General features: G+C 61.5%; 21 protein-coding genes. 17 read left to right on the top strand and 4 right to left on the bottom strand.

Annotation, left to right across the window (positions count from 1 at the left end; genetic code table 11):
* Positions 1–36: 36 nt before the first annotated feature.
* Together NANH_RS0121185 and NANH_RS26825 are read left to right on the top strand one after the other, a co-directional pair.
* Complete coding sequence (locus NANH_RS0121185) at positions 37–753, top strand: SCO family protein (protein WP_027263839.1); 717 nt, start codon at positions 37–39, stop codon at positions 751–753.
* Positions 754–2,043 carry a cytochrome-c peroxidase gene (locus NANH_RS26825; RefSeq protein ID WP_051372535.1) on the top strand — a complete coding sequence of 430 codons (1,290 nt, stop codon included), beginning with the start codon at positions 754–756 and terminating at the stop codon, positions 2,041–2,043. It abuts the gene before it with no gap.
* Positions 2,044–2,371: 328 nt separating this feature from the next.
* On the opposite strand, the gene NANH_RS0121195 is transcribed toward NANH_RS26825, so the two are convergent.
* The 3 genes from NANH_RS0121195 to NANH_RS0121205 form a co-directional block, all read right to left on the bottom strand.
* Complete coding sequence (locus NANH_RS0121195) at positions 2,372–3,910, bottom strand: tripartite tricarboxylate transporter permease (RefSeq protein WP_027263840.1); 1,539 nt, start codon at positions 3,908–3,910, stop codon at positions 2,372–2,374.
* 12 nt (positions 3,911–3,922) lie between these two features.
* Positions 3,923–4,354 (bottom strand): tripartite tricarboxylate transporter TctB family protein, encoded by a 432-nt coding sequence (locus tag NANH_RS0121200; RefSeq protein WP_027263841.1) that lies wholly within the window; start codon positions 4,352–4,354, stop codon positions 3,923–3,925.
* Positions 4,355–4,450: 96 nt separating this feature from the next.
* Complete coding sequence (locus NANH_RS0121205; protein WP_027263842.1) at positions 4,451–5,440, bottom strand: Bug family tripartite tricarboxylate transporter substrate binding protein; 990 nt, start codon at positions 5,438–5,440, stop codon at positions 4,451–4,453.
* Positions 5,441–5,627: 187 nt separating this feature from the next.
* On the opposite strand from NANH_RS0121205, the gene NANH_RS0121210 reads away from it, so the two are divergent.
* The 3 genes from NANH_RS0121210 to NANH_RS0121220 are packed head-to-tail and all read left to right on the top strand — an operon-like array spanning position 5,628 to position 8,717.
* Positions 5,628–6,299 (top strand): response regulator transcription factor, encoded by a 672-nt coding sequence (locus tag NANH_RS0121210; RefSeq protein ID WP_027263843.1) that lies wholly within the window; start codon positions 5,628–5,630, stop codon positions 6,297–6,299.
* Positions 6,292–7,680 carry a sensor histidine kinase gene (locus NANH_RS0121215; protein ID WP_027263844.1) on the top strand — a complete coding sequence of 463 codons (1,389 nt, stop codon included), beginning with the start codon at positions 6,292–6,294 and terminating at the stop codon, positions 7,678–7,680. Before NANH_RS0121210 ends, NANH_RS0121215 begins: the two co-directional genes overlap by 8 nt.
* On the top strand, positions 7,677–8,717 hold the full coding sequence (locus NANH_RS0121220; RefSeq protein WP_027263845.1) for an ABC transporter substrate-binding protein: 1,041 nt from the start codon (positions 7,677–7,679) through the stop codon (positions 8,715–8,717). Before NANH_RS0121215 ends, NANH_RS0121220 begins: the two co-directional genes overlap by 4 nt.
* Here NANH_RS0121220 and NANH_RS0121225 read toward each other — a convergent pair.
* Complete coding sequence (locus NANH_RS0121225) at positions 8,707–8,949, bottom strand: BPTI domain-containing protein (RefSeq protein WP_027263846.1); 243 nt, start codon at positions 8,947–8,949, stop codon at positions 8,707–8,709. The two genes, NANH_RS0121220 and NANH_RS0121225, sit on opposite strands and share 11 nt — an antisense overlap.
* A 118-nt stretch (positions 8,950–9,067) precedes the next feature.
* Here NANH_RS0121225 and NANH_RS0121230 point away from each other — a divergent pair, with 118 nt between their 5' ends.
* The 12 genes from NANH_RS0121230 to NANH_RS0121285 all read left to right on the top strand — a co-directional run bounded on the left by NANH_RS0121230 (position 9,068) and on the right by NANH_RS0121285 (position 21,131).
* Positions 9,068–9,961: a DUF1403 family protein gene (locus tag NANH_RS0121230; RefSeq protein WP_027263847.1), complete on the top strand. Its 894-nt coding sequence runs from the start codon at positions 9,068–9,070 to the stop codon at positions 9,959–9,961.
* Between the two features lie 53 nt (positions 9,962–10,014).
* The gene (gene scpB, locus NANH_RS0121235) at positions 10,015–10,626 is read left to right on the top strand and encodes an SMC-Scp complex subunit ScpB (RefSeq protein ID WP_027263848.1); all 612 of its coding nucleotides are present in this window, start codon (positions 10,015–10,017) and stop codon (positions 10,624–10,626) included.
* 322 nt (positions 10,627–10,948) lie between these two features.
* Positions 10,949–11,905, top strand: coding sequence for an AAA family ATPase (locus tag NANH_RS0121240; RefSeq protein WP_027263849.1), 957 nt, complete (start codon positions 10,949–10,951; stop codon positions 11,903–11,905).
* Positions 11,902–12,807: a DUF58 domain-containing protein gene (locus NANH_RS0121245; RefSeq protein WP_027263850.1), complete on the top strand. Its 906-nt coding sequence runs from the start codon at positions 11,902–11,904 to the stop codon at positions 12,805–12,807. The genes NANH_RS0121240 and NANH_RS0121245 overlap by 4 nt, the downstream gene beginning before the upstream one ends.
* Positions 12,804–13,175 carry a hypothetical protein gene (locus NANH_RS0121250; RefSeq protein WP_027263851.1) on the top strand — a complete coding sequence of 124 codons (372 nt, stop codon included), beginning with the start codon at positions 12,804–12,806 and terminating at the stop codon, positions 13,173–13,175. Before NANH_RS0121245 ends, NANH_RS0121250 begins: the two co-directional genes overlap by 4 nt.
* Positions 13,168–14,121: a VWA domain-containing protein gene (locus NANH_RS0121255; RefSeq protein ID WP_027263852.1), complete on the top strand. Its 954-nt coding sequence runs from the start codon at positions 13,168–13,170 to the stop codon at positions 14,119–14,121. Before NANH_RS0121250 ends, NANH_RS0121255 begins: the two co-directional genes overlap by 8 nt.
* Complete coding sequence (locus NANH_RS0121260) at positions 14,118–15,017, top strand: VWA domain-containing protein (RefSeq protein ID WP_027263853.1); 900 nt, start codon at positions 14,118–14,120, stop codon at positions 15,015–15,017. The genes NANH_RS0121255 and NANH_RS0121260 overlap by 4 nt, the downstream gene beginning before the upstream one ends.
* Positions 15,014–15,691: a hypothetical protein gene (locus NANH_RS0121265; RefSeq protein ID WP_027263854.1), complete on the top strand. Its 678-nt coding sequence runs from the start codon at positions 15,014–15,016 to the stop codon at positions 15,689–15,691. The genes NANH_RS0121260 and NANH_RS0121265 overlap by 4 nt, the downstream gene beginning before the upstream one ends.
* A complete protein-coding gene (locus NANH_RS0121270; protein ID WP_027263855.1) occupies positions 15,688–16,878 on the top strand; it encodes a BatD family protein in 1,191 nt (396 codons plus the stop codon). Before NANH_RS0121265 ends, NANH_RS0121270 begins: the two co-directional genes overlap by 4 nt.
* 102 nt (positions 16,879–16,980) lie before the next feature.
* Positions 16,981–17,706: a LuxR C-terminal-related transcriptional regulator gene (locus NANH_RS0121275; protein WP_027263856.1), complete on the top strand. Its 726-nt coding sequence runs from the start codon at positions 16,981–16,983 to the stop codon at positions 17,704–17,706.
* A gap of 6 nt (positions 17,707–17,712) precedes the next feature.
* Positions 17,713–18,870, top strand: a complete 1,158-nt coding sequence (locus tag NANH_RS0121280; protein ID WP_027263857.1) for an FIST N-terminal domain-containing protein — start codon at positions 17,713–17,715, stop codon at positions 18,868–18,870.
* Positions 18,871–18,872: 2 nt separating this feature from the next.
* Positions 18,873–21,131, top strand: coding sequence for an ATP-binding response regulator (locus tag NANH_RS0121285; RefSeq protein WP_027263858.1), 2,259 nt, complete (start codon positions 18,873–18,875; stop codon positions 21,129–21,131).
* Positions 21,132–21,186 lie beyond the last annotated feature (55 nt).

Consider the following 21,186-nt stretch of genomic DNA (forward strand, 5'->3'; position numbering starts at 1 on the left):
CCCTGTAGGTCCCGCATCCAGTCACGAGGTTTCGCAATGTTCACAAAACCGGCCCTTGCCGCGATCGTGCTGGCCTCTCTCGGGGCCGTGGCGCTGGCCCTCTGGCTGGGCGGACCGCGCAGTTCGCTTGGCGAGCGTCGGCCGATGTCCTCGGTCTTTGAACCCAGCGAGGAGTTCCAGTTCGATCCGCCGCAGCCGGGCACCTACGCGCTGCACCGGATCAAGACCGCCCCGAACGGCAATGTGCTCGACATCGACGGCAAGGCCCGGACCCTGTCCGAGATTACCCTGGGCAAGATCTCGTTGGTCAGCTTCGTCTATCTCAATTGCGGCGACATCAACGGCTGTCCGCTGGCGATGGCGACGCTGTTTGACATCCACGATGCCAGCATGTTGGTGCCCGAACTGCGCGACAAGGTGCAACTGGTCACCCTCAGCTTCGATCCCGAACGCGACACGGTCGAGGCAATCGAGGCTTTCGCCTATCCGGTCATCTCGGATGGCAATGCCGACAAGAAGCTGGAATGGCATGTGCTCACCACCTCCGGACAGGCGGAGCTTCAGCCCATCCTGAATGGGTATGGTCAGGCCGTGGACCGTAGCAAGGATCAGGAAAACATCAGCCACCTGCTGCGTATATTCCTCGTCGATGGCGCAGGTCAGATCCGCAACATCTACGGGCTGGGCCTGATCGACCCGCGGCTTCTGATGACAGATGTCGAAACGCTGATGATGGAAGAAGGGCTGATCTGAATGATGGGGCGGGCATGTCTTCGGGCGCTTGTCCTGACGGGTGTGGTTCTGCATCCAGCGTCGGCCCGTGCGCAAAGCGCCACGGATCTGGCCACCACCACGCGGGGCCCCGCGACGCAATTGACACCACAGCCCGGCAGCGCCGGGCTGCCGACGCCGATTGATCCGGCGAGCTGTTCAAAGAGCGACGGCGACTGGGCCGAACGCGCGCTTATCCGCAGCCAGGTCCCGCAGCTCGGCCTGCCGCCGATGCCGCATCCCGACGACAACCCGCCGACTGCGGCCAAGATCGAACTCGGTCGCAAGCTGTTCTTCGACCGGCGCCTGTCGATCAACAAGACCATGTCCTGCGCGATGTGCCACGTACCCGAACAGGCCTTCACCACATGGAAATTGCAGAGCGCCGTGGGCGTCGAGGGCCGCAGCGTCAAGCGCAACTCGCCCACACTGCTGAATGTCGGTTTTCTCAATCCGCTCTTTCACGACGGGCGGGACGAGACGCTGGAAACCCAGTTCATCGCGCCGCTGGTGGCACGCAACGAGATGGCCAACCCCTCGGCTGGCTGGGTGGTTTCGTTCCTCAACCGCGACAGCACCTATCACGCCCGCTTCCAGGGTGCTTTCGGAGCACCGGCGTCGCTGGACCGGATGGGCCAGGCGCTGGCCGCCTATCAGCGCAGCCTGCTAGCGGGAAATGCGCCCTTCGACCGCTGGCACTATGGCGGCGAGGCCGACGCCTTGAGCCCGGCCCAGAAACGCGGGTTCGAACTCTTTACCGGCAAGGCCGATTGCGCCGGATGCCATCCGATAGGAGATGACCACGCGCTGTTCACCGATCAGGCCTTTCACGATACCGGCTATGGCTTTCTGCGCGAAGAGATGCGGCAGAACCCACCCGAAACCACCCGGGTGCAGCTGGCCCCAGGTGTCTTTGTAGATGTCGATTTCGACCGCGTTGCCTCTGTCAGCAGCAAGCGCGAAGCCGATCTTGGCCGTTACGAGATCACCGAGGACCCCGCCGACCGCTGGAAGTTCCGCACGCCCGGGCTGCGGAATGTCGCGATGACCGGACCCTATATGCACGATGGCGGATTCAATACGTTGCGCGAGGTGCTCGACTTCTACAACGAGGGAGGGCCGGGACATCCCGAACAAAGCCCGCTCGTCTATCCGCTCGGGCTGTCGGATGCCGAGCTTGGCGATCTCGAAGCGTTCCTGGAGAGCCTGACCTCTCCCAATCTCAACTGCCTCGCTGCCGAGGCGCGCAGCCAGCCCCCCGATAACCACTGACCATCCTGCTGAAGCCGAACACCGACACCAGCAACAGCCCAGACCAATTAAGTTTACGGTGCGCATCCGCGAGCTGTCGGCACGGAGACGGGAGTGGTTCAAGGCGCCTCATTTGCGATGTCCGCGCGAACTGGCACTTGAGGCGAGGCGGCGGCTTGGCGGGCACTACACATCTAGAGCAATTGAACTTAAACCTGTATCACCTATCACTGCCAGCGGTGCCGGACCCCCGTGCAAAAAGGGATGCAAAGGACAAGAGCGTACATTCGCAAAAATCTGTACAACCCGTATGACTTCGCACCCCTTTAAGATGGATTATATTTTATGATCAGTCTGTTATAGAACTTTCCTCATCTCTTCTTTGGTGCATGCCAGCACGAACCTTGCGCCCGAAAATCAGGGGTAGAACGAAACCGATTATCGCCACTACCCAAAGGCCGATTGCAAGCGGGCTGTCGATCAGGGTGAACCAATTTCCATTGTCGATGGTGATCGCGCGGCGCAGGTTGTTTTCCATCGCGTTCCCCAACAACGTACCCAGAATGATCGGGACCAGAGGCACGTCGAGTTTACGAAGCACCCAACCCATGACCCCGAACCCGATCATTACCAAAAGATCGAACGAGGATCCGGATATGCCGTAAATCCCGACGAAGGAAACCATCGCAACGATTGGCATCAGGATGCGCGGGGGAATGAGCAGAAGTCGTGTGAACAGGCTGACCATCGGGATATTCATTGCCAGAAGCATTAAATTGGCAATGAAAAGTGCTGCTATCAGGCCCCAGACCACGTCCGGGTTGTTGGCAAAGAGCAATGGGCCCGGCGTGATGTTAAGCGACAGAAGGACTGCCAAGAGAACCGCAGTGGTTCCGGATCCGGGGACCCCAAGGGCCAGCATCGGCACCAGCGCACCCCCGGCTGCCGCGTTGTTGCCAGCTTCGGGGGCGGCTACGCCGCGTGGGTCGCCAGTTCCGAATGTGCCTTCCTTATCCACAAGCCGTTTTTCCATCGAGTAGGAAATGAACGAGCCCAGTGACGCGCCTGCACCCGGCAGGACCCCGGCAAGAAAACCCAGAACCGAGGTGCGAAGCATTGTGGGTGTGCAGGTCTTCAGCATCGAAAGCGGCGTGGTGAGCCGACCGATGACCAGCTTGCTCTTTTTTGCGTCGGAATTGCCATGGCGGTTTTCGAGGAAAATAAAGACTTCGGACAAGGCGAAGAGGCCCACGATCGCCACAAGGAAATCAAGACCGTCATAAAGGTGAACCTCTCCAAAGGTAAATCGCGGTACGCCGGTTTGCGTATCGACGCCAACCGTCGCGAGGCCCAGTCCGAGGGCTGCTGCAAAGGCGGATTTGGCCTGATTGGTCGAGGACACGCCGCCCAAGGTCATGAAGGCCAGTGCAAATAGTGCGAAATATTCGGCAGGTCCAAACAACAGTGCAATTTTCACCAACTGCGGCGCGAGAAAGATCAAGCCCCATGTGGCAAAGAACGCCCCGACGAAAGAGGCAATGCCGGAGAGTGACAGCGCTTGGCCTGCCATGCCCTTTTGGGCCATTGGATAGCCATCCAAGCATGTCATCATTGCGGGTTCATCGCCCGGAATGTTGAGCAGAATCGACGAAATACGCCCTCCATACATCGCACCGTAATATACCGACGTAAGAAGAATGAGGGACGGCGTCGCGCCCAACCCCAGGGTAAAGGCCAGAGGGATCAGAATTGCCACACCATTGGACGGTCCAAGCCCGGGCAAAGCCCCCATTACAGTGCCCAGAAAGCAGCCGAGCAATGCCAATAGCAGATTCTGCCATGTCAGTGCGATGGCGAAGCCGTCTGCGAGATTTGCGAAAGTTTCCATTGCAGCGCCTCCTTAGAAACCGAGTGGGCCGCGGGCGAGCGAAAGCCCCAGCACCAGATGGAAAACGACATAGATGCCAATCGAAGTGCCAAAGCCTGTCGCGATGGCACCAACCAAGGGCGATCCCAAGCGCCAAGAGAGATAGGTCGCGGCAAGGGCCGTGGCGATCACGAAACCGGCAACGGGCAACAGCTTTGCGTAGAGGGCCATCACAACCACTGCAGAGACGACTTCCACCAGACGGCGAAGTGCAGGCCAATCGGGTTCGGCATCGGGCCGCAGCGCAATCACAAGGCTCGAAAGCCCGAGAATTGTGGCCACGATCAGGGGGAAGGCTTTGGGGCCGACGGCATCGGAAAGAAAACTCTCCTCAATCGTGAAGGCGGCAAAGGCAAAACCTATGGCGAGGAGCAGGCCGAAGATGCCGAAAATACGATCGCTCATTGAGATCTCCTTTGGCTGGATATGTCAGAAGTGTTCGATCGGAGGCACCGCGTGGATCCGCAGCGCCTCCGGATGTAACCAGTCAGCGTGCAGCGCTTACTTGATAATGCCGATTTCTCTCGAGATCTGTTGAATCTGGTTCACGGAACTCGAAACGAACTCTTCAAAGGCAGCCCCTTGCAGATCAAGCGGAGCAAGACCATTTGCCTCCATGACCTCTTTCCATGCGTCAGACGCGTAGAGGTCGGCGATTTTTGCAACCCATGCATCATACGCCGCATCGGACATGCCGCCGGGCGCGTAGAAGCCACGCCAATTTGCACCGATGGCATCAATGCCCTGTTCTCTCGCGGTCGGCATCTCGGCAAATTCGCCGCCCAGACGTTCGGGAGCCAGAACCGCAATGACGCGGATGTCCCCGCTTTCCACAAAGCCCCTGGCTTCGGAGAGGTCGCCGGTGAAAGCCTGGACCGATCCTGCCAGCAGTTGAGTTACGGCCTCCCCACCGCCATCAAAAGCGATATATTTCACCGTGCGGACGTCTTGGACGCCAAATTCGCGTGCGGCGATCAGAACTTTTAGATGATCCCAGCCACCAACGCCAGAGCCACCAGCCAGGGAAATCGCTGTTGGGTCGGTCTTGATGATTTCCAGAAGTTGGGGCAGATCAGCGATCTCGCTGTCGGCGGCCACTGCGATGACACCGTAATCCGCACCGATCGAGGCAAGCCAGCGCACCTGATCCATGGTATTGCCCGGGTAGGCACCTTGCGCCAGACGGGTTGCGGTTGCCGAAGAGGCCGCAACGATCAGATCATTGTCATCGCCACGCTTGTTCACGACCTCGGCGAAGGCGACACCGCCACCGCCACCCGCGAGATTGACAACCTGCATGGTCGAATCGAGCAGTCCTTGATCCTGCAACGACTTTCCGACTTGACGGCAGGTAAAGTCCCAACCGCCACCGGGGTTGGCAGGCGCAATGCACTCGGGGTTCTCGGGGGAATAATTCTGGGCCGATGCGGCCAGTGTGGATGTGCACAAAATCGCGGCTGCGATTGCCAGCCTGCTTGCGTTGAATAACATTCTCTATCTCCTCCGTAGGGCAAATCTGGCGCTCGCGCACGCCGGATGCTGCGCCGCCGATACGACTGCGGTTTGCAGCGCTCTCCTGGCGGGCTAAAAGAACCTTACCAGTGAATCCTGTCACCAAGCTGTCACAGCATTTTTCACCGTGAAAGCAACGTCCAAATCGGGAGGAAGCGGACGAATCATGCGAATCCTGATTGTGGAAGATGCTGCAGATCTGGCCGAAGCCATAGCCGCGCGATTGGGGCGGGTCGGCATGGCGTGCGATCTGGCAGGCGATGTCGAAACGGCCGAGGATTTCTTTGCGGTGCAACGTTACGATGCCGCGGTGTTGGATATCAATCTGCCCGACGGAACCGGCACCGAACTGTTGCGCCAGCTCAGGGCGCGCGGGGACAGGACTCCGGTGCTCATGCTCACGGCCCAGTTCTCGGTGGATGACCGTGTCGGAGCCCTTGATCTGGGAGCCGACGACTACCTGGTCAAGCCCTTCGATCAGCGTGAACTCGAAGCCCGGCTGCGTGCCTTGACGCGCCGGAACAACGAACAGAAACGCGATGTCATTTGCTTGGGTCCGCTCAGCTATTGGCCCTCGTCGCAGACTGCCGAAATCTCTGGCGACAGGCTGGATTTAACCCGACGGGAGGCGGCTTTGTTGGGCCTGCTTCTGCGTCAGGTGGGGCAGGTTCTGAGCAAAGATCGCCTGTATGAGGGGCTGTTCGCATTCAGCGAGATGGATGTCGGTCTGAACGCAATCGAACTTTACATTGCGCGGCTCCGAAAGAAAATCTCCGGATCCGGTGTCGCGATCCAGACCCAGCGCGGTTTCGGCTACCGGATCTGCGAGGATGACTGAGGCAATAGCAACCCAACGATCCTTGTTGTCGCGTGTCATGATCGCTGTTTTTGCCGTCCTGACCATCGGCGGGATTATCGTTGCGCTCGCATCCTGGTCCTACGGGCGCGCCGCCGCCCGCCAAGCCTACGACAGACTGCTGGTCGGCGCGGCACAGGACATTGCCGAATCCATAAACGTGATCGATGGCGCGCCGCTGGCCGATCTTCCGGTCTCGGCCTTTGCCCTCCTCGGGCTCGCGTCCAATGACCGCATCACCTATGCTGTGCGTGGACCATCTGGAAATTTGCTCACCGGTCATAACACCGCGCGGATACCGGAGGGCCGGCACCGCCCAGGCAGCGACACGTTTTTCTATGATGAACGGATGCAGGGCGAGCCTGCGCGTTTTGTAGCTGTTGTCCGGCGCTTTGCAGAACGGAACTTTTCGGGCAATGTTTCGGTCATTGTGGGGCAAACCTTGCAAGCGCGAAACGCCATGGCATTTGATCTGGCGAGCAGGGCAATGACCGCCGCTGCGTTTGCCGGCGTCGCCTTGATCTTGATCGCGTTTCTCGTCGTGCGCTCGGCCATGCGCCCACTTGGCCGAATCGCAGACGAATTGTCGGCGCGCGATCCCTACGACCTGACGCCAATGGAAACCAATGTTCCGGCAGAGGTGGGCGTCATGCTCGTCGCTCTCAACCGCTTTATGCTGAGGCTGGAACGACAGGTGGATTCCATGCGTCATCTGATTTCGGATACGGCCCACCAACTGCGGACGCCGGTTGCTGCGATCCGCGCCCAGGCAGAACTGGCGCTGGAACAAGAGCCGCCCGAAAGACAGGCGCAAAGGCTTCAGCATTTGTTGCGGCGAACCCGGTCGCTTGGCGACCTGCTGGATCAGATCCTGTCGCGTGCGCTGGTCATTCACCGGACCGACAATGCGCCCCCTGTCCCGGTGGATCTGCGCGACATTGCATTGGCGGTGGTCGAAGAGCGCGACCATGAGTTGATCGCGCCCGGGATCGAGGTTGAATTGGTCATCGGCCCCGATCCTGTCGTTGTCATGGCAGATGAGATTTCATTGGGCGAGGCTGCCAAGAACCTTTTGGTCAACGCGATGCGGCATGGCAAGCCACCGATCCGAATAGGCGTGTCACTGGACGGAATTACAGCGTCTCTCTGGGTCGAGGACGCTGGAACTGGGCCTTCGTCGGATGTGTTGTCGCGTCTTGGAAAGCGGTTCGAGCGCTCAGTCGTTTCCGGCGGCACCGGATTGGGCTTGTCCATCGCGCAGTCGGTGGCCGAGGCGTTTGCCGGACGGCTTCATTTCGACCGGACCTCTCGCGGGTTTTGTGCCGCGATCGAGCTTCCGGTATCCGGGGAAAGTGCCACATGATCCGCAATCTGCTTAGGATTCTCGTCGCGGTCCTTGCCACGCAGGCCCCGGTCACCGCGCAGGAAGCGGTGGAACTCGTCCCTGCGGCGGCCGGCGAGGCTGCTACGGCATTGGTTGTCCGCTCAACAACGGACTATTTGATCCTGCGGCCCGCACTTCAGGCATTTGTCGCCAAAAATCCAATGGTCTCAGTCATCTATGAGCAATGGGGCTCAAACGCGCTCTATGCGAACAGTCTTTCTGCATGCAAAGGAGAGGTGGCACAGGCCGATGCAGTGTTCTCGTCGGCAATTCACCAGATGGTCGATTTGGTCAATCGTGCATGCGCCAGCCCATACAGGTCGGATCTGACTGCGGCGCTTGCGCCTTCCCGGATTTGGCGCGACGAATTGTGGGGTGTCACCCACGAAGCCGCGGTTATCATTTACAACACCAGCCTGGTGCCCGAGAGTGAGGTCCCCCGCACACGGTTTGCACTGCTCGATCTGATGCGCCAGCGTGGTCAGACATATCAAGACAAGATCGCAACCTATGACATAGAAGCATCTGGGCTGGGTTACCTTTTCGCGTTCGCAGACAGTCTCGAGGCGACAACCTTCGGCGCGCTGTTAGAGGGGTTCGCCCGCAGCCGGGCCATCGCGACCTGCTGTTCCGCAGAAATCATCAAGAGGGTTGCCACCGGGCGCTATCTTATCGCCTACAATGTGCTGGGGTCCTATGTGGACGCCATCGCTTCGGAAAACATTGGCGTCATCAAACCAGAGGACTACACGCTTTTCCTGTCACGCGCCTATATGATCCCTCGTGGAGCTCGAAACCCGGCGGCGTCTGCGGACCTGCTGGATTTTCTTCTTTCTTCGGAAGGTCAATCCGTTCTCGCCAAAAGTAAACTCGTGGATCTCGAGGACAGCGAGGCAACTGGCCTTCCCATAAGCGCCCGACGCGACATCCGCATTGAGCCTACCCTGCTTGTTGCCGGAGACCAGCACAGGCGCCTGCGCCTCATTGGACAATGGCGGTCGACCTTCAAGAAATGATCAGGAAATCGCGAAATCGCAAACCCAGCAGCAGTCGCGAGCGATAGGTTATCGGCAGTTGCAAGCTGGCCGGGAACCTTCGATCCGAATTTGGGTGGGGCGAGGTGATTTCCATTTTGATGCCGGATTGTTCGCGCACCATGTTGGCGATGGCCAGACCGGCCCCGTAGCCTTTCGTCGCATTGTAGTTCCACCTGAACGAGGCCCACCGCCGACAGGGACTCGCAGGCATTCGATATGGTCACGATGCCAAGCAGATGCGCGTCCATTTTCGGCAGAGTTGAAAATGCAGCGGCGGTTAGTGGTGAACGATGTGGAAACAAGCGCCGTCATGAGGTACGCTTTCCCGTATGACATATATCCAACCCAGTCTGAATAGTGACCTCGACAGCTTACAGAATCTTCCCGGTTGGGTAAGTTCGATCCGTGCTGAAACTTCTGAAGACATGGCTTTTTTGTCTGGTGGAGCTTTGGCAGCACTGCATGTTGTGTTGACCCGCGCGACAGTTCCCCATGCCCTGTTGCGCGAGCGTCTGGCTCTGCGCGCGGCAGAGTCTTGCCTGGCCTTGGCCGGGCGACCCGAGCAGACGGCGGCGATGCGCGACGAGGTACATATGCTGCGCCCGGGCGACCAACCGGGACCGGCTGGCGCGGTCTTTCAGCAATGGCGGCGTTCGGTGGCGCGACCGATTTCGGTGGCGACCTTGAAAAGGGCGTTGCCCGAAACCTTTGCCAACCATCTGCCGGGGTGGCTGAGAGGCGGCCGCGGCGGACCGGTGGCGCGCGCGGCGCAGGTTTTGCAGACCGTGCTGACCGAGTGCCCGGGCGAAGACACGGTGGCGCTGATTCTGGCCGATTCGGCCCTCGCGCGGGCGGTCGGGTGGGATCATGCTTTGCCGCTGTTGGCTGCCGGTTTGACCGGACGGGATCTGCGCCAGACCGGTGCCGATCTGCGACTGGCCTGCCACCGCTCAATTGTGACCTCGGCCGATCAGGCGGCAACGACCGCTTCGGATCTGGCCCGGCGGACCGCCAAACTGAAGGCCGTGACCCCGAAACTGCGGGCCAAGGCGGCAGGCCCGGCGGTGCAGATGTTTCTGACCAAAGACGCGCTGTCACCATCCGTCGCCTTGTCCGGTATCATGTCCGATCGCGCGGCGCGGCGGCTGTGCGACCGTCTGGTAGACTTGGGGGCGGTGCGCGAACTCACCGGGCGCGACACGTTTCGACTGTACGGAGTGTAATCATGACCGGCGGCACTGAGGCCCAGGTTCGCGGCACGGGCAGGCGGCCCCAAATGGCCAAGAATCAATCCGAGCCCGGCCTGGATCGTGAACTGGAAGAACTGCCGCCTGAACTGCGGTGGCGCGAGTGGATGCGTCGGATCGAGGCGGTGTTGTTCGCCAGCGCGTCACCGGTCCCGCGCGAAGACCTGGCGCGGGTAGTGGGGCAGGGGGCGTCGGTGGACCTGTTGGTCCAGGACCTCGCGGCAGATCTGGCAGACCGGCCCTATGAAATCACCCGGGTCGCTGACGCCTGGGGTCTGCGCAGCCGGCCTGCCTATGCCGCTGTAATCCGTGCGGCGGCCGATGCGGGCGGGCAAGATCTGGATCTGCGTGAATTCGACATCGCAGTGCTCGCGGCGATTGCCTATAATCAGCCCATCACGCGCGATGGGTTGAAGGACATCTTTGGCAAGGAGATCAATCGCGACCTGATAGGGCGGCTCCACGCGCACGGCCTGATCGCCACTGGCCCGCGCAGCCCGAGACGCGGAGCACCCTACACATTTGTCACGACCAACCAGTTTCTCGTTGCATTCGATCTGCAATCGCTGCGTGACCTGCCGGATCGGGAACAGTTGCAGGATGCGGGCGTAGGTCCGGAAAGCTTGAAGCGAACCCCATGAACCGGGTTAATGGGCAGTCAGGCTGCTGCCCAGAGGGCGATGCCGACATCGGGATGGCTGCCGAACTTGATAAAAGGTTTTAAAACAAATGCCTTTAGGTCGGGGTCGGGGTCGGGGTCGGGGTCGAGTCGCCCCGATCAACCGCACCAGCAATCTATTTTGCAAAAATCAATGCGGGGCGGGGGGGCGGCGGCCCCAAGAAATCACATCTTCCGTCGCCGACACAGAGGCGCGGATAAGACCTATGGGGGTGTTTGCCGCACGCTCCACGCGGCATAGGCTAGGCTCCAGAGGGCCGCAGCCTATGTGGCAGGGAGGCATGATGGATATACGACCGGCTGACCCGCCCGAGGGCGCTGGATTACTGGCCGCGCAGTTGGCGCAAGGCCTGATCGGACACGAAAAGCTGATCGAACGTTTGCTCGTTGCACTGCTTTGCGGCGGGCACCTGCTGGTCGAAGGCCCGCCCGGATTGGCCAAGACACGGGCGGTGCGTTGGCTTTCGGATGCGGTCGAAGCCAGCTTTGCCCGCATCCAATGCACTCCGGACCTGATGCCGTCGGATCTGACCGGCACGTTGGTTTATCGCCCGCAGAACGGCAGCTTTGAATTCGTGCGAGGCCCGGTGTTCAACAATCTGGTGCTGGTGGACGAAATCAACCGCGCCCCGCCAAAGGTGCAGTCGGCGCTGCTGGAGGCGATGGCGGAGAACCAAGTCACAGCCGGCAACGAGACCCATCCGCTGCCCGACCCGTTTCTGGTCGTCGCGACGCAGAACCCGATCGAACATGACGGGACCTTTCCCTTGCCCGAGGCCCAGCTGGACCGCTTCCTGTTGCATGTTCTGTTGACCTTGCCGGATATCGAAACGGAACGGCAGATCCTGGATCTGGTCGAGGCCGAGGCTTGCGGGGGCACGTCCATACCGCACCGAATGACTTTGGCCGAGCTGAATGCGGCACGCGCCAAGGTACGCCAAGTGCATCTGGCACCTGAACTGCGCGATTACATCGTGCGGCTGGTGGTCGCCACCCGCGAGGGCGACTTGGCCAGGGATATCGAACATGCCGTGTCACCGCGTGGTTCGCTGGCGCTGGCGGCGGCGGCGCGGGCGCGGGCCTTTCTTCTGGGGCGCGACTTTGCACTGCCCGAAGATGTTGCGTTGTTGGCCCCCGATGCGCTGGCGCACCGCATGGTTCTGACCTGGCGCGCAGTGGCCGAGGGACGTAAACCGCGCGACGTGGTGGCCGATATACTGGCCCGCGTCGAACCGCTGTGAAGCGGGCGTTATCGGTCGCGGGCGTTGCCCTGAGCGCCGATGCGCTGATTTCTTTGCGCCGCGTTGCGCTGATGGCCGATGCGGCCCCGGTGCTGTCGGCGTTGCCCGGCGGCTTTACCACCCGGCGCAAGGGCCATGGGCTTGAGGTCGCCGACATACGCGAATATGTGCCCGGCGATGACATTCGCCATCTTGATCGCGGCACCACGGCGCGCACCGGGCGGTTGCATATTCGTCAGTTTCAACAGGAACGTGATCGCATCACCTTGCTGGTCGCCGATTTTCGCCCGGCGATGTTCTGGGGAATCCGCCGCGCCTTTCGCTCGGTGGCGGCGGCCGAGGCACTGGCGATGATCGGCTGGAACGTGGTCGAGACCGGTGGGCGGGTGGCATTGTTGGCGATCACTCCCACTGATCCGATCGTGGTTCCGCCGCGCGGGCGCACGCGCGGCATGCTGGATGTGATAGGTGGCATGGTTCAGGCCCATCATGCCGGTCTTGCGGCGGTTCAGACCGGAATGATCCGGGACCACCCTCTGGACGGCGGGCTGACGCGCGCCGACCGGTTCGCGCCGGCGGGATCCGAGTTGGTCCTGGCTTCGGGTTTCGATGTGCCGGGGCAAGACCTGGCCGATCGGCTGGATGCATTGGCCCGGCGCCGCACGCCGCGCCTGGTGTTGATCACTGATGCCGACAGCCGCCATCTGCCGCGGGGACGATATCCGATCCGCTTGCCGGATGGGCGGCGCGCACGGATTCGATTGGGCGCTGCATCCGAACAATCGGCCAGGCCCATTGTGCAGATTGCAGGCCGACCGGCACTGGTGCTGGATGCGGGCGACCCGGTCACAGACACCGCACGCCGCATCGCCGCGGCTTTTCCACCGGATCGCGCGGCATGAACGAGAGCGGACTGAGCGAAACCGCTATGCTGGCCGGGTTGCGCGACATCCACCTGCCGCCCGGCACTGCCGGAGACAACATTGCGGAGATCGCCGCCGCCGTGGCTCTGGCCGGTCTTGCGGCGTTGCTGCTGGCATCGCTGTTCCGCTTGTTCAGCCTGCGCCGCCCGACCGCACGGGTACCAAACGCGGCGGACCGGGTGGCGGCCCTGGCTGCACTGCCTGAACCGGCCCGCCGAATTGCATGCCTGCATCTGCTTCGCGACCATGCGCCGGAACGGTATGCGCTGTTGAAAGACCGGCTGTATCGCCCGCGGGACAGTTTGGATCTGGAAACCCTGCAGGCCGAGGTCGAGCGCCATGTTTGAATTGGCCGATCCTTGGGTCTTGCTGTTGCTACCGCTGCCCCTTGCCGCGATCCGGCTGCTGGGAGCGCGCGCCAATGGCGGGAGGGCTCTCATGGTGCCCGAGCGGATCGGCGAGTCTCTGATCGGGGCGGGGGCGGGTGCCTCCACGGATCGGCCTGCGCGACTGACCCTGTGGGCTGTCTGGGTGCTGATGTTGCTGGCCCTGGCCGGGCCGCGTGACCTGTCGCCAGTTTCCGCGCTAAAGGTGAGCGGACGGGATCTGGCCATTGTGCTGGACCTGTCCGGATCAATGGTGCGGGACGATTTCGATCTGAACGGCGAGCGGATCACGCGTCTGCAGGCGGTCACAACCGTGGGCGCGGATTTTGCCCGCCGCCGGGGCGGGGACCGGGTGGCGCTGATCGTGTTCGGTTCAGAAGCGTATTACGCCGCGCCCTTCACCTTCGATGTCGAAGCGGTGGCCCGCCGCATCGAAGAGGCGACCATCGGAATCTCCGGGCGCGCGACCAACATCTCGGATGGTTTGGGGCTGGCGCTGAAACGCATGGCCCGGTCCGATGCCGCCTCGCGGGTGGCGATCCTGCTGTCGGATGGCGTCAACAATGCGGGTGCGACCAACCCGCGCGGCGTTGCAGAGCTGGCCGCGCGGATGGGCGTGCGGGTTCACACTATTGCTCTGGGACCCAAGGATCTGGACACCGCCGAAGCGGGTGAACGCGGCGTGGTCGACGCCCAGACTCTGCAGGCGATCTCGGAGGTTTCAGGCGGGCAGAGTTTCCGCGTTCGGACCACTCGGGACCTGGTTGCGGTGACCGAAGCGCTGGATCGGCTTGAGGCAAACCCGGCGGATGGTTTGGCCGCAGAAGTCTGGCGCGACTACTGGATCTGGCCCGCCGCGCTGGCCGCCCTGCTGTGTCTGCTGCTGGCCTGGAGGGAGGCCGGATGAGTGCACTTGATCTGACCCTACTGCGCCCGCTGTGGCTGTTGGCGCTGATCGCTCTGGCTGCTTATGGCGGGTGGTTGTTTCGCTACCGGGGCGGATTGGGCGATTGGGCGCGCATCGCGAATCCGGAGTTGCTTCAGGCCCTGACGGTGCTGGGGCGGATCGATCCCGGTGCCAGCCGTCTGTCATCGGGGGCGGCGCTGGCGGCAGCGGCAATCGCGATGCTGGCGCTTTCCGGTCCGGCGTTTGAACGGCGTGACACGGTATCGTTTCGCAATCTTGATGGGGTTCTGTTTGTGGTCGATGCCTCGGCCAGCGTCACCGAGGATGCGCGCTGGACGCAGATGTCGACCATGGGGCGGTTCGGTATTGCCGCGCTCGGCACGCGCCCGGGGGGCCTGATCGTCTATGGCGGTGACGCCTATGTCGCAACCGACATGACCGCGGACAAGACACAGTTGGGGCAAACTTTTTCCCTGATCGACCCAAAGACCGTGCCCGATCCCGGTTCGCGCCCTGAACGCGGTCTGGAACTGGCGGTGCGGCTGCTGCAAGACGCCGGGGTGATTGCCGGCGATGTGGTCCTGTTCACCGATGGCGCGGGACTGGATGTACAGTCCCTGCAACAGACCGGGCGGATCGCGGAACAGGGCGCGCGGCTGTCACTGGTCTCGCTCACGGATCCGACCCCGCAGATGCTGGCACATGCGGGGGTTGGTGATGGTCAGGTTTTTACGCTTGCGCAGACTGACGCATTGGCGGCCTGGTTGGGGGATGCGGCGCGCACTCGATTGCAGCAACAGGACTACCCGTTGTTGTTCTGGAAAGACTGCGGTCGCTATTTGCTGGCGCTGGCCTTGTTTCCACTGCTTCTTCTGTTCCGAAGGTCACCGGCATGAGGGGCTTGGCGGCCCTCACCTTGGCCTGCCTGGTCTTGGCATCGGTTTTGGGCGGCACCGCACCCTTTGGCCGCCTGTTGCTTGCGGCGGGCTTGCCGGGCCTGTCAGCAGGACTGTTTTCCGATCCCGGCTGGCGCGGCGTGGCGCTGTATCGTGCCAAGGACATGGCCGGCGCTGCGCAGGCTTTTGCCGAGGCCGGGGCACATTACAATCTGGGAAATGCCCAAGCGCAACGCGGAGCCTATGCCGCTGCGCTCGAATCCTATGACGTGGCAATCGCGGCGGGCAATCCGGATGCGCTCGCCAATTTCGAGGTGATCGCGGCCTTTTATGCCAGTCTTGGGATCGATCCGGACGCCTTGGCATTGTTTCCGGATCGGAAAGGCGAAGGTCCGCAGGCCGAGTCTTTCGTCGCACGCGGCGCTGCCCGCGCCGTCGGCACCGGCAGTGATGTAACCAATGCCACCACCATGCTGAGCATGGCCGAACTGGCCAGTCGCGGCGAGCAGAAGGTGCGGCGCATCTTTGACGACAAGTTCATGGTGGCCGACGACCGCTGGCTGCAACAGCTATCGGATGTACCGGGCGAATACCTGGCGGCGCGGATCGCCCATGAACACAAGCGCCGCGCCAAGCTGGGTCTGTCCGCCCCGGCACCGGAGGACCCGCGATGAGATGGTTTCTGGCCGTACTGCTGATCTGGCCGCTGCATGCGCTGGCGCAATCGGACACCGTTCTGCCGGGCCAGCTGCAGCTGAGCGTGAGCGTGCAAGCCCCCCAAGCACAGAGATACGAGCGCGAGATGGTGTTAATTACGATCCGCGGCGTTTATCGACGTCACATCACACTTGAACGCCTGCAGCAGCCGGATTTCGAGGGGTTCAGCTGGACCCAGCTGGGGCAAGATACATGGACAGACACCCGGATCAATGGAGAAAAGGTCAAGGTCATGGAGCGGCGAATGGCGATCTATCCCGACCGCCCCGGCCGTTTGACCATCGGCCCCTTCGTGCATCATCTGACCCTGACGGACGAAGGTGACGACTGGTTCGATTACCCGGTCCAATCCAAGCCGGTGACGATCTCGGTTGATCCCGCTCCGGCACAGGGTGCCGACGGCTGGTGGTTCCCGACCGCGCGGCTGAAGGTGGCCGACCATTGGTCGAATACGCCCGACCAGCTCGCGCCGGGTGAAGGCGTGCTGCGCATGATACGTGTCACGGCGTTGGGGGTCACGCCCGAGATGATCCCGCCAATGCCAGACTTGCGCTCGCCTTCGGCAATGATCTTTCCGCATCCGGACAAGCGCCTGATTGAACTGACACCCAACGGGCCGGTGACCCATGCGTTCTGGCGCTGGACCATCCGGCCAACCAATGGCACATCCACCATTGTCGAACCCTTCACGCTATCCTATTTCGACACCGCCTTGCGCGAACAGCGCACGGTGGCGATTTCGGCGCAGCGTGTCGCCTATGGGGCCGATGGTGTGCCTGATCCGACCGCCCGAACCGGACCACCGCCGCCACCCGCAACTCTGCCGGGCTGGCCGGTTGCGGCACTTGCCATGGCGGTATTTGGCCTCGGGTCGGCAGTTGCGGTTAAGGGCTGGCGGCCGGTCGGGATACGCGCCTTGCATCGGTTTTCCGTTCTCGACCCGGCGGTGCGGCAGTTGCGCCAGGCCGCACGCTCCGGCCGTCTGGAAACGGTTCGACGCAGCGCGGCGGCATTGCTGCGGCGCGACGGCCCGTCTGCAAAACGTGTTCAGATGCTGGCCGATCTGGACCGCGCAATTTATGCCCCAAATGCGCCGAAACCGAACCTCACGGCCTTTGCCCGATCCTTCATGAGAGCGGGCTAGAGCGTATCCAGGGTATCGGAAGTGCAAAAACCCGCTGCCGAGTCACCGAGTACGGTTGAAATATGTCACCGTTGGGCTAGCCTTCTGTTGGGAGGACGACCAATGCGACATATGAATGTAACGGCCCCGCCGGGTTCGGTATCATCGGTTCTGATCGTTGATGATCACCCCCTCTACAGTGACGCGCTGGCCTCTGCGCTGACGCTGGTGTTTCCGAACAGCGCCATCCGGCAGGCCCGGACTTTGGGCGAAGCCTTGGCCGCTCTGGAGACCGACCTGCGCCCGGATCTGGTGATGTTCGATCTGAAACTGCCCGATGTCACCGGCATTTCCGGGTTTGTCAGCCTGCGCGCACGACTGCCGGATACGCCGATTCTTGTGATTTCCTCGCTGGCCTCGGTCGAATTGGTGCAATCGCTTTTAGCAGAAGGCGCGGCCGGCTTTCTGAGCAAGGATGCCTCGGCGCAGACCCTGAAGACTGTGCTGACTGAAATCGCCGCAGGGCGGAAATATGTGCCCAAAAGCTATCGTATGCCCGAAGGCAGCGCACAAAAGACGGTCAGCGGCGAAGCGGTGCACCCGAAACTGGCCGCGCTGACACCGCAACAGCAGCGCATCATGAAACTGATTTGCGCCGGCAAACCGAATAAGCAGATCGCCTATGAGTTGTCGCTGGCCGAAGCCACGGTCAAGGCCCATATCACGGCCCTGCTGCGTCGGCTTGGGGTGCAGAACCGCACCCAGGCCGCAGTGATGGTGGAAAGTGCAGTGCTCGCGGCAGCCAAAGGCGATGACATGCCCGAAGCACGCGTGTTTCTGAACCAATAGACGCAGATGCGAAACGCTCTATCGGACCCCAGTTTTGTCAAGGTCGCCTGCTCCAGCGCGGGCAATGCCGTGGATGCCGTGCACGAGGTAGCGGCACAGATTGATGCCACCGATACCTGTTTTGCACTGGCCTTTGCGCCAGAAGGGTACGATCTGGACGCGCTGGCCCAAGGGCTGGATGCGGCGTTGGGCGGGGTTCCGGTGTTCGGTTGCACGACGGCCGGTCAGATCACGCCGCAGGGATATGAGACCGACACTTTGTTGCTTCTGGCCTTTCCCAAGGCCCATTTCCGCTGTGCCTCGATGCTGATCGAACCGCTGGCCCCGCTGTCGATCCCCGAGATCGCAGCCATGGCGAAACGCCACACTGACCGATTCTCTCACACCGCAAGCTGGAATCGCCTGGCGCTGATTTTCTCGGACGGGCTGTCCAAACAAGAGGATCTTCTGGTCTCGACCCTGGAAACCGTTCTGGATGGGCTGCCGATCTTTGGTGGCTCGGCAGCCGACGGGCTGCTGTTCGAAAAGACCTTTGTGCTGCACGGGGGCCGGTTTCACCGCAATGCGGCGGTTCTGTTGCTGCTCGAGACCAATCTGCAATTTCAGGGGCTGGGGTTCGACCATTTTCTGCCCGGCGAGACGCAGTTGGTGATCACCCGCGCCAATCCCGAAGACCGGCTGGTCTATGAAATCAACGGTGCCCCGGCAGCGGATGAATATGCAAGGCTGGTAGGCTGTTCCGTCGCCCAGCTGTCGCCGCAGATATTTGCAGAAAACCCGATGCTGGTGCGGCACAACATGAACTATTACGTTCGGGCCGTCAGCGATGTCACCGACAGCCACGCGCTGTCGTTTCTGGCGGCGATAGATGACGGGCTGATCATGACACTGGGCCGTGGACAAGAGATCATCGAGACGCTGGAAGCCGGCCTGAGCATCAGCGACGCCCAAGGCCGACAACCCGATTTCATCCTTGGGTTTGACTGTGTGCTGCGCAAGCTCGAAATCGAGCAAAAGCAGTTGGGCGCGGCGGTGTCGGGCATTTTTCGCAATCGGAGGGTCCTTGGATTCAACACCTTTGGTGAACAACATTGCGGTGTCCATATGAATCAAACCTTTGTCGGCGTAGCCTTTTTTGAGTCGAACAAGGGGCATCCGCTGTGACGATGATCAACGCGGACGACCCGCTTAGCATACAGATCGCCAAACAGGCCAAGATCATCGACGCCCTGGTGCGCCGGGCAAACCGGCAGACCGAGGTCGGCCCTTCGGCCTATAATGCCTTTCAATCCGCCATCGAATTGCAGGAAAAGGTTGCCGCTCAAAGCCGGGATCTGGAACGCGCCGCGACGGAGCTGGAAAGCGCGCGTTATGAACGCGAGCGGTCTCGCAAGAACCTGGCCGATGCGCTGTCGTCAATGGAAGAGGGGTTTGCCCTGTTCACCGATGGGCAACTGGATATCTGCAACGAATTGTTCCGCGCCTTGCTGCCGGATGTGTCGCCGCAGGTGGTGCCGGGTCTGCCCTTGCCAGCCTATATCGATCTGCTGCCCCAAAGTGCTCATCTGGTTTCCATCGACGGCAAGCTGAGCGCTTCGGTATCGACCTTGATGGCGGGAACCGGGGGGACCTCAATGGTGTCGTTGCTGATCGAGCTGACCAGCGACCGCTGGTATCAGATGAGCGTGCAACGGACCGGGTCGGACAGCATCGTGCTCTTGCTGACCGAAATAACCTCTATCGTGCGGCAAAACCGGGCGGAAAAGGAAAACCTGATTGGGCGGCAAGCAGACTATCTGCAGGCGGTGTTTCAGAACATGACTTCGGGCGTCTGCACCTTTTCCGCAGATGGCGAAGTGATGATGCAAAACGACCGGTTCCGGCAGATCCTGGGGGTTCCGGTAACGGTTCTGCGCAAGGGCGCAACCTTGCAGCGGCTGCTGGAATTCATGCGGACCCATGCGCTGATCGGGAACGATGCGATGCTGCGGGCCGACTCGTGGCGGCAGCAGCTCAGGGATCAGGGTTGGGTGCGCAAACGGGTCCGCCACGGTGCAGGCCGGATGCTGGAAGTGCAGGCAAACGCGTTGCCAGACGGCGGATTGTTGGTCGAACTCAAGGACGTGACCTTGGAACATCGCGCCACGGAACTGCTGGAAAATCGGGTGCTGGAACGCACCGCCGAGTTGACCCGCGCGAACCTGCGGCTGACCGAGCAATTTGACGAAAAGGCCCGCGTCGAAGAAGCCCTGCGGCTGGCCAAGGAGCGCGCCGAGGCGGCAGTCTCGTCCAAGACCCGGTTCCTGGCGGCTGCCAGTCACGACCTTTTGCAGCCAATCAACGCCGCAAAGCTGTTGATTTCCACGCTAAAGGAATCTGCGCATGACACCGATCTGCTGCCCACGGTCGAGCGGTTGAATGGCGCTTTCGAATCTACCGAGCAGCTGCTGCATTCGTTGTTGGACATTTCACGGCTCGACAGCGCCGAGGCAGATGCCGTGACGCCTTCGGTGGTCGATCTGGGCTCATTGATAGAAGGGATCAATGCCGATCAATCCACGGTCGCGGAACAAAAAAACGTGCGGCTCTGCATGGTTCCCTGTTCGGTATCCGTGCGCTCGGATCCGGTCTATTTGCTGCGGTCGGTGCAGAACCTGGTGGTGAACGCGATCCAGTACACCCATCCGGGAGGGCGGGTTCTGGTCGGGTGTCGGCGTCACGGGCAAAAAGTCATTTTACAGGTCTGGGACACCGGCATCGGCATCGCGCTCAAAGACCAACAACGCATCTTCGAAGAGTTCACCCGCGCGCCCAACGTTCCCCTGGGGTCGGGTATGGGCCTGGGTCTGTCGGTGGTCGAACGTGCCTGCCGACATTTGGGACACCGGCTTTGGGTGCGATCCAAACCGGGCACCGGGTCGGTGTTCAGCATCGAAATGGACGTGGTCGAAGGTCACCGGATGGAACCGGATCCCGATGTGCTGGCCGGGGAAGCAGGGGACTTGCCGCTGAATCACATCGTGATGCTGATCGAAAATGACGCGGATGTGCTGTTTGCCACCGCGCAACGGCTGGAACGCTGGGGCGCATCGGTTCTGGCCGCGCAATCGACACAAGAAGCGCTGGCCTACGTGCGCGATATGGGCATGGCCCCGGACATCATCCTGGCGGATTACCAGCTAAGCGATAGCGACGACGGGGTGCGGGCCATCGCCGCGCTCCGCGAGGAGACCGGAACGCGGATACCGGCGATCATGATCACCGCCGACCGCAGCGAGGTATTGCGTCGCACGGGGGTCAGGAACGACTTTTCCGTCATGCCCAAACCGGTACGGCTGTCGCGCCTTCGTGCCCTGATCGATTGGAAAATCCGCTGGCCTCCGTCCAAAGCCAACGGTGTTGAAGACACACAGGAGCAGGCATAGACAAAAGTCGCCCATGACAGTCCCGAGAACAGGGCTAAGCTGGAGGCCGGAAGGA

Origin of the sequence: Sedimentitalea nanhaiensis DSM 24252 (assembly GCF_000473225.1) — a bacterium.
GTDB lineage: Bacteria > Pseudomonadota > Alphaproteobacteria > Rhodobacterales > Rhodobacteraceae > Sedimentitalea > Sedimentitalea nanhaiensis.

Excerpts from the sequence above, each read along its gene's own strand:
- NANH_RS0121215 (WP_027263844.1), top strand. The coding sequence starts at position 6,292 with ATGACTGAGGCAATAGCAACCCAACGATCCTTGTTGTCGCGTGTCATG.
- NANH_RS0121205 (WP_027263842.1), bottom strand. The coding sequence starts at position 5,440 with ATGTTATTCAACGCAAGCAGGCTGGCAATCGCAGCCGCGATTTTGTGC.
- NANH_RS0121195 (WP_027263840.1), bottom strand. The coding sequence starts at position 3,910 with ATGGAAACTTTCGCAAATCTCGCAGACGGCTTCGCCATCGCACTGACA.
- NANH_RS0121185 (WP_027263839.1), top strand. The coding sequence starts at position 37 with ATGTTCACAAAACCGGCCCTTGCCGCGATCGTGCTGGCCTCTCTCGGG.
- NANH_RS0121260 (WP_027263853.1), top strand. The coding sequence starts at position 14,118 with ATGAGTGCACTTGATCTGACCCTACTGCGCCCGCTGTGGCTGTTGGCG.
- NANH_RS0121225 (WP_027263846.1), bottom strand. The coding sequence starts at position 8,949 with ATGCCTGCGAGTCCCTGTCGGCGGTGGGCCTCGTTCAGGTGGAACTAC.
- NANH_RS0121200 (WP_027263841.1), bottom strand. The coding sequence starts at position 4,354 with ATGAGCGATCGTATTTTCGGCATCTTCGGCCTGCTCCTCGCCATAGGT.
- NANH_RS0121220 (WP_027263845.1), top strand. The coding sequence starts at position 7,677 with ATGATCCGCAATCTGCTTAGGATTCTCGTCGCGGTCCTTGCCACGCAG.
- NANH_RS0121275 (WP_027263856.1), top strand. The coding sequence starts at position 16,981 with ATGCGACATATGAATGTAACGGCCCCGCCGGGTTCGGTATCATCGGTT.
- NANH_RS0121285 (WP_027263858.1), top strand. The coding sequence starts at position 18,873 with ATGATCAACGCGGACGACCCGCTTAGCATACAGATCGCCAAACAGGCC.
- scpB (WP_027263848.1), top strand. The coding sequence starts at position 10,015 with ATGGCCAAGAATCAATCCGAGCCCGGCCTGGATCGTGAACTGGAAGAA.
- NANH_RS0121250 (WP_027263851.1), top strand. The coding sequence starts at position 12,804 with ATGAACGAGAGCGGACTGAGCGAAACCGCTATGCTGGCCGGGTTGCGC.
- NANH_RS26825 (WP_051372535.1), top strand. The coding sequence starts at position 754 with ATGATGGGGCGGGCATGTCTTCGGGCGCTTGTCCTGACGGGTGTGGTT.
- NANH_RS0121270 (WP_027263855.1), top strand. The coding sequence starts at position 15,688 with ATGAGATGGTTTCTGGCCGTACTGCTGATCTGGCCGCTGCATGCGCTG.
- NANH_RS0121230 (WP_027263847.1), top strand. The coding sequence starts at position 9,068 with ATGACATATATCCAACCCAGTCTGAATAGTGACCTCGACAGCTTACAG.
- NANH_RS0121210 (WP_027263843.1), top strand. The coding sequence starts at position 5,628 with ATGCGAATCCTGATTGTGGAAGATGCTGCAGATCTGGCCGAAGCCATA.
- NANH_RS0121255 (WP_027263852.1), top strand. The coding sequence starts at position 13,168 with ATGTTTGAATTGGCCGATCCTTGGGTCTTGCTGTTGCTACCGCTGCCC.
- NANH_RS0121265 (WP_027263854.1), top strand. The coding sequence starts at position 15,014 with ATGAGGGGCTTGGCGGCCCTCACCTTGGCCTGCCTGGTCTTGGCATCG.
- NANH_RS0121280 (WP_027263857.1), top strand. The coding sequence starts at position 17,713 with ATGCGAAACGCTCTATCGGACCCCAGTTTTGTCAAGGTCGCCTGCTCC.
- NANH_RS0121240 (WP_027263849.1), top strand. The coding sequence starts at position 10,949 with ATGGATATACGACCGGCTGACCCGCCCGAGGGCGCTGGATTACTGGCC.